At 66.3% G+C, this 11,355-nt stretch carries 14 protein-coding genes; 2 read left to right on the top strand and 12 right to left on the bottom strand.

Translation table 11 applies throughout. The features are described 5' to 3' along the window. Positions 1–986 precede the first annotated feature (986 nt). Both AIIKEEIJ_RS30865 and AIIKEEIJ_RS30860 read left to right on the top strand, forming a co-directional pair. Positions 987–1,178, top strand: coding sequence for a hypothetical protein (locus AIIKEEIJ_RS30865; protein ID WP_059175162.1), 192 nt, complete (start codon positions 987–989; stop codon positions 1,176–1,178). A gap of 222 nt (positions 1,179–1,400) precedes the next feature. Further along, positions 1,401–1,586, top strand: coding sequence for a hypothetical protein (locus tag AIIKEEIJ_RS30860; protein WP_119699176.1), 186 nt, complete (start codon positions 1,401–1,403; stop codon positions 1,584–1,586). 146 nt (positions 1,587–1,732) lie between these two features. Here the strand turns inward: AIIKEEIJ_RS30860 and AIIKEEIJ_RS30855 are convergent, their stop codons facing one another. The 12 genes from AIIKEEIJ_RS30855 to AIIKEEIJ_RS30800 all read right to left on the bottom strand — a co-directional run bounded on the left by AIIKEEIJ_RS30855 (position 1,733) and on the right by AIIKEEIJ_RS30800 (position 11,097). After that, a complete protein-coding gene (locus tag AIIKEEIJ_RS30855; protein ID WP_119699177.1) occupies positions 1,733–3,649 on the bottom strand; it encodes a Fic/DOC family protein in 1,917 nt (638 codons plus the stop codon). Continuing rightward, a complete protein-coding gene (locus tag AIIKEEIJ_RS30850; RefSeq protein WP_059175160.1) occupies positions 3,646–3,870 on the bottom strand; it encodes a hypothetical protein in 225 nt (74 codons plus the stop codon). The genes AIIKEEIJ_RS30855 and AIIKEEIJ_RS30850 overlap by 4 nt, the downstream gene beginning before the upstream one ends. Positions 3,871–3,935: 65 nt before the next feature. Then, on the bottom strand, positions 3,936–4,493 hold the full coding sequence (locus AIIKEEIJ_RS30845; protein ID WP_059175159.1) for a DnaB-like helicase N-terminal domain-containing protein: 558 nt from the start codon (positions 4,491–4,493) through the stop codon (positions 3,936–3,938). Next, positions 4,490–4,762, bottom strand: a complete 273-nt coding sequence (locus tag AIIKEEIJ_RS30840) for a hypothetical protein (protein ID WP_059175158.1) — start codon at positions 4,760–4,762, stop codon at positions 4,490–4,492. Before AIIKEEIJ_RS30840 ends, AIIKEEIJ_RS30845 begins: the two co-directional genes overlap by 4 nt. 266 nt (positions 4,763–5,028) lie before the next feature. After that, positions 5,029–6,498 carry a ParB/RepB/Spo0J family partition protein gene (locus AIIKEEIJ_RS30835; protein WP_119699179.1) on the bottom strand — a complete coding sequence of 490 codons (1,470 nt, stop codon included), beginning with the start codon at positions 6,496–6,498 and terminating at the stop codon, positions 5,029–5,031. Positions 6,499–6,646: 148 nt separating this feature from the next. Beyond that, a complete protein-coding gene (locus AIIKEEIJ_RS30830) occupies positions 6,647–7,114 on the bottom strand; it encodes a hypothetical protein (RefSeq protein ID WP_161995627.1) in 468 nt (155 codons plus the stop codon). 450 nt (positions 7,115–7,564) lie between these two features. After that, positions 7,565–7,906 (bottom strand): hypothetical protein, encoded by a 342-nt coding sequence (locus AIIKEEIJ_RS30825; protein WP_043797407.1) that lies wholly within the window; start codon positions 7,904–7,906, stop codon positions 7,565–7,567. Beyond that, positions 7,903–8,703: a ParA family protein gene (locus AIIKEEIJ_RS30820; RefSeq protein WP_029547347.1), complete on the bottom strand. Its 801-nt coding sequence runs from the start codon at positions 8,701–8,703 to the stop codon at positions 7,903–7,905. The genes AIIKEEIJ_RS30825 and AIIKEEIJ_RS30820 overlap by 4 nt, the downstream gene beginning before the upstream one ends. 483 nt (positions 8,704–9,186) lie before the next feature. Then, entirely contained in the window at positions 9,187–9,582 is a 396-nt protein-coding gene (locus AIIKEEIJ_RS30815; protein ID WP_048774146.1) for a hypothetical protein, read from the bottom strand. A gap of 62 nt (positions 9,583–9,644) precedes the next feature. Beyond that, positions 9,645–10,586 carry a DUF3560 domain-containing protein gene (locus tag AIIKEEIJ_RS30810; protein WP_043797410.1) on the bottom strand — a complete coding sequence of 314 codons (942 nt, stop codon included), beginning with the start codon at positions 10,584–10,586 and terminating at the stop codon, positions 9,645–9,647. Positions 10,587–10,663: 77 nt separating this feature from the next. Continuing rightward, the gene (locus AIIKEEIJ_RS30805; protein ID WP_029547350.1) at positions 10,664–10,879 is read right to left on the bottom strand and encodes a hypothetical protein; all 216 of its coding nucleotides are present in this window, start codon (positions 10,877–10,879) and stop codon (positions 10,664–10,666) included. A gap of 26 nt (positions 10,880–10,905) precedes the next feature. Further along, positions 10,906–11,097: a hypothetical protein gene (locus tag AIIKEEIJ_RS30800; protein ID WP_006947253.1), complete on the bottom strand. Its 192-nt coding sequence runs from the start codon at positions 11,095–11,097 to the stop codon at positions 10,906–10,908. Positions 11,098–11,355: the final 258 nt, after the last annotated feature.

The following is an 11,355-nucleotide window of genomic DNA, read 5'->3' as shown; positions in this document are numbered from 1 at the left end:
GGGCGCGGGCCTTGTCTTTCTGGCGCTGCCGCCAGGCCCGTACCCGCTCGGCGTCGGTGGCGTATTCGCGGCGCCGTCCCCCTCTGGCTTCCTCGGCCATGACCTCGCCCTCCCGACCCGATGACGTTCCGTATCCAGCATCGTAACACCATTCGTAACGTACGTATCATGATACGTACGTTACGAATGGTGGGGATCGATGCTCCGACCAGAACATCGGCCCCTGCCGTCGGCGCACCTCCCGGAGGCTTCCGCGCCCCCGGGCACCTCGTCGACTGCTCCCTCCACCATGGACCGGGGGGCCGCGGTGGTCACCGGCGATGTCATCGTCGCGAGGACGCGGGTGGCAGCCTGGTCGATCCCCGGTCGTTCGAGGGGCAGGACGGTGCCGGCGGACCCACTTCCCCCCCGCCTCATGGACGGCAGGGACCGCGGCCGAGGCGGGTGTGCAGGCCGGTGCGAAGGTGCCCGGTATCGGAGGTTCTCCCGCTCTCGACGCTGGGTTTCCTGCGGAAAGATGCGGCAGGCCGATGCTTCCCGAAGTCCGCTCTCGCGTCCCTCCGTCGACCTGCCGCCCACCGACCATAACGCCCGAGTCGAACACATGTGCGAAAATCTGCGGTGTGGTGTCCTACGAACGCGCACCGAAACGGTGCCCGCACGGGCCACCGACTGGGACCCCACCGGGTGGTCGTGGGTGGACACCGTGCACCTGCGCGACAGCCCTGCGCCCCCCGGGAGCGACCGGACACCGCACCTATCTGTGCACCCGTCTGCGATGCGGAAATCCTCGTTCCGCCCCATACGGGGCCACCGTTCTCCGGGGTGCAGTGGCCCGCCCAGACAGACGCAGGAGCCGCCGCGACCCGGCTCGGGAGGCGAGCGAGCCGGCCGGATCGCAGACGCGGCGACCCACCAGGATCCAGAACATTTAGCTTCGCTGAAATTGTGGTGTGAACTGGGAAAACGACACGTCCCGTTCTGTCGTGTCGATCGGAGACAGCACCACCATGAAGCCTGGCGATCAGGTGAAGGTCAGCACACGCGGCACGTTCGTGTTCACCGTCAAGGACATCGATGAGGACACCGGCCTGGCCATGATCGAGGTCGACGCCGACAGCCCGCTCACGTATCCGTGGCCGGCGCGTCTGACCGATCTCGTGGCCGTCGAGAACTGACTCCGAAAGTTCCTTCCTCCTGCCGGTCGCTCTCGCTTCACCCGTTTGGTGCCGATACGCCCTTCCGCTACGGTGACCGCTGCAATCCCACGAGTTCCCCGACAGGTGAGTGATTCCCTGACGGGTCGAAGGATGGTCCCCGGCGCCCTCCGCCGGGGACCATCGCCTTTCTGTTGCCGGGCTGTGCGTGCAGCGGACGACACCGTGGCTACTCTCGGCGGCGTGGAGGACAGGACGCGAGCGATCGGCGACGCCGCCGATGCGATGACCGACGATGACCTCGAGACCGCAATTGCGGCGCTGCACGCCCGTGAGCGGGAACTTCTCGTCGCCGGGGACAGCGAGGAGGCGTTCGATCTGATGAGTACGAAGTTCGTTCTGCTCTCCACGTTGGAAGGTCGGCGGTAGCCGGATCTCGTACTGATTCGGTTTTTTCTTCATTTCTGTCTGCTGCGGTATTCGTTGAGCGGTCTGTGGAGCAGATTCGCAGAGTGCCACTGCGCGCGGCTGACGTATCTCTCTCGGCTACCCGACACCTTCACGCCTCGTAGGCCCTATAGCTGCGGCCCGAGGTGCAGATCGGGTGTGGGTGGTTGGTGTTCATGCATGGCCGGAGGTCGGCTGTTCGGTTGTGGTGGTGTGTGGTGCACCTGCGGTGGTCCGTGGAGGGCCTTCACTGTTGAGAGCGGGCCCTGCTCCTCCCCCACCTCGTCGGCATGCGTGAGATTCCGGTGCGGCTCGCCGTCGGCGGGATTCGGTTTCGCTTCCTCTGGGGCATCGTCGGTCCTGGTCGACGTGGCGTGACGGGGTTCCTCGTCCGCCTGGATTGCGGTGGTCAGCGGCTCGTAGGTCTCGTTGCGTTCCGGGGAATTCTCCAGCAGGGCGTAGCTGCGGTGGGCCAGCACATCCCAGTGCCTCTCGTACCGTTGCGCGGCGTCGACGGTGCCGAGGTCCGGGGCGGCGGCGGGGAGCTCAGTGGTGGTGGCGCGGGCGAGTTCGGCGGCGAAGGCTTCCCTGCCGGCAACTCGCATGGCGTCCTCGAGGGCAGGGTCCGGTTCGATGCCTTCGGGGGGATCGTCGTGGTAGTTCGCTGCGTGGGTGGCGGCACGGAGCGCTTCGGGGTCGATGGTGCGCCAGTCGATCGTGCGGTCGGGGCGGTCGTGGACGAGCTGGTCGGTCATGAGTACGACGGCGACTGACTGGACGCCTTCGGTTTCCTCCTGGATGGCGGCAATGTGGCGTCCGAGCTGGTGGGGGTCGGTGAGGGTGTCCTCGTCCGGGGCGGCGATCACCGGGCTGGTGTAGGCGGGAGTGTCGCTGATGATCGGCATGAAGTCGGTGTGCAGCTCACGGTGGATGACACTTGCGTGTAGTTCGCTGCCGTCACCGGTGATTTCGCGGTGGGCGAGGTAGTCGGCGGTTCGTAGTGCCAACTCCCAGGTGATGAGGCGGCGCAGCCGGGCGGGGTCGCGCTCGTCGAAGGCGTTGACCGGGGCTCCGGTGTCGTAGCGCATGGTGTTTTTGCCTGCTGCGGGGTCGAACAGGTCCTTGTAGCGGTGGTTCGGCTCGGGTAGTGCTGCGGCGGCGCGTTCGGCGGCGAGGGTGGAGGTGCCCTCGAGGATCCGGCGTACGGCGGCATCGTGTTCGGGGCCGTAGTCGGTGCGTTCGGCCAGGTTCAGGCCGATGCGGACCAGGGCGTGAGCGTTGTCGAGTTCGGCTCCGCTCAAGGATCGCTCTCGGGTTACCTCGCGAAATGTCTCAGTGGCGGTGTAGGTGCCACTGCGGTCGCGGTCGTAGTCGCGCATCATCGCCAGGTGGCTGACCAGGGAAAAAACGGGTCGGCCGGGCGCAGGCTCGATGGGTGCGTAGCCGGTGGCCGGCACGACGGCGGGCGCGAGGACATCGGCGAGCAGTCTGGGGTCTCCGCTCTCCGCGGTGACGTAGCGGGCTGCGGACAATGCAGCGAGATCGACGCGATCGGTGTCGATCACCCATCCGGCCTTGATGGCGACGCGCCGGAACAGCTCGAATTGGCTTCGAGAATTTCCGTCGGGGAAGGGATGGATTTCCGTCATGCGTGCCCAGTAGTCGGCGAGGCGGCTGACGAAGGTGCGGTGATCGAGTCCGGTCAGGTTGTTCTCGTCGGCGAGGTCGGCGAACAGTTCCTCGACGTCGGTGGCGGCGTCCTCCGGGCTCGAGTGCGTGATCGGAAGGTTCCCCTGCGTGGTGGCCACGGTCTTGTACTGGCCGGCCCATGAGTACACGCGATACAAACCGCGCCGGTGGATCTCTCGCAGGAAATCGCCGGTGAACTTCTCGGGCGATGGGACCTGCGCGAACTCGTACATCCCAGCCGCGAAGGCTCGGTCCTCGATGCGTTCGAGTAGGCGTGCATCGGTGATGCCGAGAAGGTTGATTCGGACGTCGGTTCCGGGGATGTAGCCCTCGGATTCGGCGGCCGATGCGGTCACTCCGCGTCCTCGCTGTGCGGGAGGAGCTCGTTGATCAGATCGTCGAGCGTTTCACCGGCCTCGAGCCTGTCGATGATTGTGCAGGGGTCTTCGATGTCGAACTTGCCTGCCATTGCGTTGGCAGCGCGGATGTTCTGGGCAATGTGGTTCTTGAGAGCTTCTTCGCCGTGTGGGGCGAATATCTCTCGGAGTGTCTGATCGTGGTTTTCCTTGTCGGTCATGGTTTCCCCCTCGCGAGCGTCGGACTGTCAGAGCGGAGGCAGGCTCCCCTCCCCCATCGCCATGTCTACTTGATGTTTCCGACGGTAGGCGTAGCGCCGATACGGGCGCGAACGTGCTCGAGCCGGCGGGTGGCGGTGCGTTGAGTGCGACCGATGGCGACCATGTGGTCGAACAGGTCGTGCTCGGGCAGGTTTTCGGCGGCTTCGGTGATGGCGGCTCCGGCGGTGCGAAAGCTGCGGCGGTAAGCGGCGCTGATGACGGCATGGGCGTAGTAGGGCGCGGCGGTGGGGTCGGCACCGGCGGTGGTGGCGGCGGTCAGGGCGTAGGCGAGTCGGCGGCCGTGGTGACTGGCGAGCTGGCCGTGGCGCTCAAGGTGGGCCAGGACCATTGCGGGGTCGTGGGGTTGGCCGGTGCTCATCAGTGCGGCGATGGCGTCGAACAATTCGGCGTGGAGTGGCTGGTGGAAGTCGTCGGTGGTGAGCAGGTCCACGATGCCGGCGGCCGCGGCGCGGGTGGAGAACAGCAGCGCGCACAGCAGCAGGGTTTCAGTGTCGGCGTCTGGGGGCGCGCACTCGTCGGCGCTGAGGTAGCGGTCGAGATCGGTCTGGTCGGTTACGGTCATGCGCTGATCCGTTCGTCGAGGGCGTCGGCGATGTCGAGCACGGGAGTCGGGTCGGGGTGGCCGATGGCCGAATGGCCGATGACGGCGCGAGCGATGACGCTTCCGTCGATGGTGATGGTGACTGCGCTACCGGCGGGCGCACCGTAAGCGAGCGCGAGCGTGCGCGCTGCTTCGGCGGCGTCGGAGGCGGCGGCCGCGAGGGTGAAGGTGCAGCCAGAATCGGAGCGCGCGACGGTGGGCGCGGCCAGCGTGACGGTCCAGACGATCATTGCGACGCTCCTTCGGCTCGACGGGGTTTACCCAGGCACTCGTCCATTGTCGCTTAATTGACATGCTTTGTGAAGCCTTTTCGATGATTTTTACATGATTTTATGGTTGTTTTTTGATTCTTTTGTGATGAATAGATGAGGGCCGTGCCAGAGCTGTCGACCGGGGTTCGATGCCCCGGTCGACGGCCATGCGTGCCGGAGGCCGGCACCCGGCGAGTGGTCCGGCCCGGTGGGCGGCCGATACGACCGGCCCACCGGAAGGGGCGTTACTGCTCGTCGAGGGGGTCGAGTCCGGCGGCGCGGCGCTCGATGTCGGCGAGGGTGTAGCCCTGGGCTTCGACGGCGCGCAGGTAGAACTGCGACAGGTCGGTGGGCTTGCGCCAGTGCTCGACGCCGACCTGGGACTCGAGGGCGATGAGGATGTGGGCGCGCAGCAGGACCAGGGCGCGGGGGTCGGTGGCGCTGGCGAGCTTCGCGAGAGTGTCGGACGTGGGGAGCATCTGTTCGGCCAGGGTGCGGGCGTGATAGGCGGCGGGGATCTGGGGCCACTTCCTCAGCACTGTTGCCATGAATGAGGCGGTGCCCTTGGGGGCGGTCTTGCGGGTGGTCTGCTGGGCGATCCACTTGCGGCGGACCTCGGTGGCGGCTCGCCATTCGCGGTTGTTCTCGATCACTTCGCGCCGCTGAGCTGCGCGGTCCTCGGCACTCTGTTCCTGTTCGGACTCGGCGGGGCGGCGGTGTCCCCACCAGGTGCGCCAGGGGGTGTCTTCGATATTGACGACGTGCCAGTACAGCGTGGTCTCGTGGTCTTCGACGACGTTCTCGCGGGGAATCATCCAGTCTTCGCGGGCATCGCCGTCGGGCAGCTCGTCCACGATGAAATCCGGGTCGATCTCGTCGCCGCTCTCGCGGTCGAAATAGGTGGTGCAGCTGTAGACGTACAGCCCGAGGTGTCCGAGGGCGGCGACTTCTTCGATGGCGGGCGTGTTGCCTTCTTCGTCGGTGACGCGCTCGACCAGATGGCTGGTCCCCTCCCCCACTCGCTCGTGAAGAGCACCGAGCGGCACGGCGGCGATGGAGTGTTCTGCGAGGTACGCCTCGGCGCGGGCCAGTGCGGCGTTGCGTTCGGTGCGGCGCAACCGTTCGGCGGAGAGTGCGTGGTCGAGTCGTCCGCTGCCGATGGCCCACTCGATGCGGCGGACGGCGGCGGGATCGTCGTTGAACTCGGCGAGGGCGGCGGCTTGTTCGATGGTCAGCTCGCCTCGTTGCACAGCGTCGCGCTGGTCGGTGTCGCGCAGGGTCAGGGCCGCCTCGACCTCGGTGCGGGGCGCCTTGGTGCGACGGGCGATCTTGGTGGAGGTGAGTCCGTGGTCGGCCAGGGTCTCGAACAGTGCCAGGCGCTCGCCGTTGGTGATCGCGGCGCGGTGTTCGTTCTCGCTCCACTGGGTGACGAGGCGTTCGACGGCAGCGGCGGTGCCATCGCCTTCGTCGCCGACGATGAGGGCGGGGATCTGCGCCAGTCCGGCCTCGAGGGCTGCGGCGGTGCGGCGGTGGCCGGTGAGCACGCGCAGGGGTCCGGCGGCGGTGCGGCACACGGTGATGGGGGTCAGAACTCCTTGCTCTGCGATCGACTCGCGGAAGGCATCGGTCAGGCGCAGGTCATGGCGGATGTTGGAGTCGGTGAGCAGGTCAGCGGGGTCGAGGGTGGCGAATTCGGCGGTGCTTCCGTTGTTCATGACTCAAGTTTACATCTGTTTTGATGCTTTTTCGATGTTTGTTTGGTTCTTTTCTCGTGCTTTTCTGGTGACTGCTGTCACACTTTTTACGCTCTGAGCTGGGGTTTCCATGCAATGACAGCGGCCCCGCCGGGGCGGGGCCGTTGGTTCAGTCTTCTATGCGGTCGTGGACGGGCAGGATCATGGATCGGTGGCCGAGATACCGTTCGGACAGCTCGCCCAGTCTCGAGTCGGAGGTTCCGGCGTAGTTGCCTCCGAACATCACCACTCGCCCCGACTCGGTGAGTTCGTACCGACGATGGTCGGCGTTCCATTCGACTCCGACCAGAGCGGCATGGCTGCCTTCGATGAAGGCGTAGCGGCGAAGCTGCACGGCGACGGTGGGGCTGATCTGCTCGCGGCCGCCGACGTGGCTTCGCGCTCCGTGGGGGGTGCAGCCGGATGGCAGTGGCGCGATGCGGCCCGTGCGGGCGCGGCGCTCGTCGAGGACGCCGACCAGAAGAAGGGTGTCGGCGGCGGCGCTGATACCGCCGTTGGTGCAGTCGCCGTTGTGGTGGGCGCGGTAGACATCGAGCAGGAGACCGGCGGGGCGATGGTCGTTCCCGTGGTTGTTCATGCCTCAAGTTTACATCTGTTTTGATGATTTTTCGATGTCTTTTTGGTGCTTCATCGGTGCTTTTCTGATGGCGCTGGTCACACGTTTTTGGGGTCTGACCTGCGGTTTTGCGGGTGTATCGGGGTGGTTCGGTGGCGGTGGTGGAGCGGGTACCTCGGTCGGTCGGTGCGCCCTGGTGAACCGGGCGCGGTGACTGCCGGGCAAGGGCGGGTTTTCCCTTGCTCGGTGGTCGGCGGGTCCGGTAGGGCCGTGGGTGGCGACCGGGCGCGGTGCACGCGGAGCAGCGGGAACCTTGGGAGGGAGGGACAGGGGTCCGGGGGCGGAGCCCCCGGGGATCGGTAGAGCGATGTGGGTCGGGCCGGGAGTTTCTGTGCCCGTAGGCGGGACCCTGCATAGACCGAAGGCTCCGACCAGGAGGTCGGGGCCTTCAACGGTTGGACTGTGGTGCGGTCAGTCCTCGTCGGTGCTGTCGTTCTTGCTGCCTCGGGCTTTGCGCCGGCGCACCTTCTCCACCTCGGGGAAGGGCTCGCCGCCGTTGTATTCCTCTTCGAGCTTGTGGGTGTACTCGGCGATGGCGGCCTCGATGAAGCTGTTGAGACTGCCGTGCGCGCCGGGGTAGACACCGCGCAGACCCTTTTGAGCGTTGGTCGCAGCGTCGATGACGGATTCGGCGAGGGTGAACGTGCGCCGGGTCAAGGTGGGCTGCTGCACGATCTTCTTCGGTGCTGCGGCCCGTGCCGGGACCTTCTCGTCGGGAGCTTCGGCGTCGAACATGCTGCGGATGTCGCTCATGACTTCTTCCTTTGAGTAATGGTGGCGGCCAGGTCGTCATAGACCCAGACGTGACGCCAACCGTCCTTCGTGTCCGCGAGGGATACCCCGTCGTTGACGGCCCTCTTGATCGCCTCGGCGGATTGGACGCTGCCGAGAACGGGGATGCCGGCCTCGGTGAACTGAGTGGTCCAGGCGCGAGCGAGGACTGTTCCGGACTGCACCTTGTTGAGGATGGTGCCGCGGACCCACAGAGTGCTGTTGTGCCGCTTCTTGATGCTCTGGGCGTACGAGGTCACGCCCTGCATGGCCGCGATGCTGAAGTCGTGCGCTTCGTTGAGGACGATGAGCTGGTCAGCGGCTACGAGCGCGCACATCTCGAGGGCATTTCGCGTGGGGGAGCAGTCGATGAGGATGTAGTCGTAGCGGTCACGGATCGGCTCGAGTGATTCCCGCAGGACGTGGGGGCCTTCGATGGGATCGTTGGTGATGTTCTTCTCGGCGCCGATGAGGTGGGCCGCGTTCGTGGGGGCGGCGATGAGATCGACGCCGGGGCGTACTGCATCGAGGATTGCCTCGGCGGCAGGCTTTCGGGTCTCGGGGTCTATATCGACGATGTGATCGGCGGTCACTTTCGCTGCGGCGCGGAGGTCGGGCTGCAACTTGGTGAGGGTGTGGGTGAGGTTGCCGGAGGGATCGAGGTCGACCAGGAGCACCTTTTCGCCGGCACGGGCGAGGGCTTCACCGACGTTGAGTACGGTGGTGGTCTTGCCCACCCCGCCCTTCTCGTTGCCGATCAGAATGACTTTCGAACTCATGGCCTCCCTTTCCTGATGCAATAATACATCACTTCTGATTCATAAAGCGTGCTTTTCTGGTTCTTATCGGATGGCGGTTTCGTGACTGTTGCGGACTGGGTGGTGTTGCATCTGTTCAGGTGCGGTTTTCATGTCAGTGGTGGATGGAACGGCGACGGCCAGGGCTCGATGCCCTGGCCGTCGGCCACCGCTGCCACTGGGGGTGGGGGTGGTGGGTTGAATCTGGTTGCGTTCGCGGGGTTTCCAGTCCTGTCGGCTGGTGCGTGACGCTAGCCAACATCCAACACTATCGGTGGGGCTCGTGCACAGGGGGCCGCTGGGATTCGCGTCGGCTCGTGGTCGGCGGTGGGGTCTGTGCGGCGCAGCCGCTCCTTCGGGTTCGGTTTTCGGCCGGCCTCGCGGTGGCGGCAGACCGTAGGGGTGTGGCGGATATGGCGGCGGCCCGAGCCGGGGCCGTGAGGGGCGTCCGGCTCGGGCCGTGTGTCAGCGGATCTCGCGGCACTGTCGGCATTCCCACCCTTGGGGACGGAGAAGGCAGGTTCGTCGTTCTTCGCAGAGCCAGCAGGTCTGGTTCGCTTTTTCGGCTTCGCCGCGCTCCTGTGCTGCGGCTTTCTCATGTTCGGCTGTGCGGCGTTCTCGCTCGGTGTCCAGGTCGTTGCGCTGGGCCGCGGTGGGTAGTGCGCGCATCATGCGGTAGGCGGCGGCGGTGCCTGCGTCTCGTTCTGCGAGGTCGGCGGCGGTGTAGCTCGGGGGTCGGTCGGCTTCTTGCAGCATGGGTCCGAAGATCGTGCGGCAGGTCTGGCAGGGGGTGAGTTCGTCGGTGACGGGCTGTGTGCATCCGGGGATGATGCACTCGGCGAACAGGGATTCGGCGGTCATGGCGTCCTCGCGGCGAGTGGGGACCGGCGGCCGCGAGGGGGTCGCGGCCGCCGGATTGTGGGTTACTGACCTGGGCGGATGGGGGTGTGGGCGTCCTCGGCGCGGGCGTCGGTGATCTTGTCGTAGGGCAGTCGGTCGGTCCAGCTGTAGGCGGTGGCGACGGTGACCGACTTTGCGTTGACTCGGATCACCTTGTGCCAGGTGCCGGAGCAGTTGACGAAGCATCCGGGGCGTAGGTCGGCGCGGCTGTAGAGCTTGGGGCCGTCGGTGGCGTCCTGTTCGGCGCGTACTGCGGTCCAGTATTCGATGTCGCGCTCGAGTTCGGCTTTGTTGAGTTCGAGCTGGTGTATGTGGTTGCTGGTCTCGGCGGTGTGTCCGGCAGCGCGGTACTTGGTGAGGTGGCGTTCGATGCTGCGTAGTTCGGCGCTCTGTCGTTCGATGCGGCGGTGGATCACTGCGGGGGTGTAGCGGTGATCGGTGCTGCGGGCGGCGATGCGGGCGGATTCGGCGGCTGAGCGGGCGGCGTCGTCGGCTTCGATCGCGGCGCGGGCGGTGGTGTGGGCGCGGTCGAGGGCGCGGCGGTGGCGTCGTTCGCTGTGATGTCCCACTTTGATGGGTTCTCCGCCTTCGGGCAGTGCGGCACAGGCGTGGTGGTGGCGTGCGTGGGCGGCGTCGGCGGCGGTGGCCTTGCGTTCGGCCTTGGCTGCGAGGGCGGCGGCGCGGTCGGTCAGACGCTCGTTGCGGTCGTGGTGGGCGTCGGTGCCGTCGCGGAGGGTGGTGTCGATGTCGGTTTCGACGTCGTATCCGGCGGCGCGCAGGGCGGCGGCGGTGTGTTCGATGCGGGCGAGGTGGGGGGCGCGGTCGCGGCTGTGCGGGATGTACCAGGCGGTGATGCTGCGTCCCCATTTCCAACCTGCGGTTTTGAGGATCGGGGCGGTGCCGTCGCCTTTGCTGGTGCCGTCGATGATCGTGCCTGCTGTGGGGGTGTGCGTGATGGTGAGCATGTGCGCGTTTCCTGTTCGGGTCGGTAGTGCGCGCCGGTGGGGAGTCGCGGTGACTCCCCACCGGCGCGGAGTGTGGATCAGTACTCGGCGATGAAGACCGGCCAGTGGGGACCGGGGCGGGTGGTCCAGCGGAGGATCGGCCGCCAGTAGGTGGTGGTCCGGTAGGCGCGTTCCTCGTGGTGGGGGCACATGACCCACTCGCCGTCGGTGTGGGTGGCTTCGGTGGTGCAGCCGTTGTAGTCGCACCACTGGTCGGGAAGCTCGAGTGTCTGGACGGGGGCGGGAGTGGTCATCGCGTCTTTCCTTCCGGGGTGGTCGGTCAGCTGAGGCCGGATTCGATTGCGGCGCTGATTTCGTCCTCGGTCATGCCTGCGGCACGGGCGGCGGCCTTGGTGTCGCGGGACTCGGCCAGGACTACGGAGATGTCCTTGCCGGTCGAGATGTTCTCGAGCAGGGCATCGATGTCGCGGCCGAGGTTGTGGAGCTTCGCGGTGATCTCTTCCTTGTCCATGCCTCTAGTTTACATCTGTTTTGATGATTTTTCGATGTTTCATTGGTGCTTTTCCGGTGCTTTTCTGGTGATGCCGGTCACACGTTTTATGGGTCTGACCTGCGGTTTTTCGGGTGTAACGGGTGGTTCGATGGCGGTGGTGGAGCGGGTACCTCGGTCGGTCGGTGCGCCCTGGTGAACCGGGCGCGGTGACTGCCGGGCAAGGGCGGGTTTTCCCTTGCTCGGTGGTCGGCGGGTCCGGTAGGGCCGTGGGTGGCG

The sequence above is a fragment of the Rhodococcus sp. YH1 genome, from assembly GCF_009939605.1.
In the GTDB taxonomy this organism is placed as follows: Bacteria; Actinomycetota; Actinomycetes; order Mycobacteriales; family Mycobacteriaceae; genus Rhodococcus; species Rhodococcus aetherivorans.
Note: the sequence above shows the minus strand (reverse complement) of the source record. Positions and strands in the feature narration are given on the sequence as shown.

Excerpts from the sequence above, each read along its gene's own strand:
- AIIKEEIJ_RS30850 (WP_059175160.1), bottom strand. The coding sequence starts at position 3,870 with ATGACCGACAAGGAAAACCACGATCAGACACTCCGAGAGATATTCGCC.
- AIIKEEIJ_RS30845 (WP_059175159.1), bottom strand. The coding sequence starts at position 4,493 with ATGACCGTAACCGACCAGACCGATCTCGACCGCTACCTCAGCGCCGAC.
- AIIKEEIJ_RS30840 (WP_059175158.1), bottom strand. The coding sequence starts at position 4,762 with ATGATCGTCTGGACCGTCACGCTGGCCGCGCCCACCGTCGCGCGCTCC.
- AIIKEEIJ_RS30835 (WP_119699179.1), bottom strand. The coding sequence starts at position 6,498 with ATGAACAACGGAAGCACCGCCGAATTCGCCACCCTCGACCCCGCTGAC.
- AIIKEEIJ_RS30830 (WP_161995627.1), bottom strand. The coding sequence starts at position 7,114 with ATGAACAACCACGGGAACGACCATCGCCCCGCCGGTCTCCTGCTCGAT.
- AIIKEEIJ_RS30825 (WP_043797407.1), bottom strand. The coding sequence starts at position 7,906 with ATGAGCGACATCCGCAGCATGTTCGACGCCGAAGCTCCCGACGAGAAG.
- AIIKEEIJ_RS30820 (WP_029547347.1), bottom strand. The coding sequence starts at position 8,703 with ATGAGTTCGAAAGTCATTCTGATCGGCAACGAGAAGGGCGGGGTGGGC.
- AIIKEEIJ_RS30815 (WP_048774146.1), bottom strand. The coding sequence starts at position 9,582 with ATGACCGCCGAATCCCTGTTCGCCGAGTGCATCATCCCCGGATGCACA.
- AIIKEEIJ_RS30810 (WP_043797410.1), bottom strand. The coding sequence starts at position 10,586 with ATGCTCACCATCACGCACACCCCCACAGCAGGCACGATCATCGACGGC.
- AIIKEEIJ_RS30805 (WP_029547350.1), bottom strand. The coding sequence starts at position 10,879 with ATGACCACTCCCGCCCCCGTCCAGACACTCGAGCTTCCCGACCAGTGG.
- AIIKEEIJ_RS30800 (WP_006947253.1), bottom strand. The coding sequence starts at position 11,097 with ATGGACAAGGAAGAGATCACCGCGAAGCTCCACAACCTCGGCCGCGAC.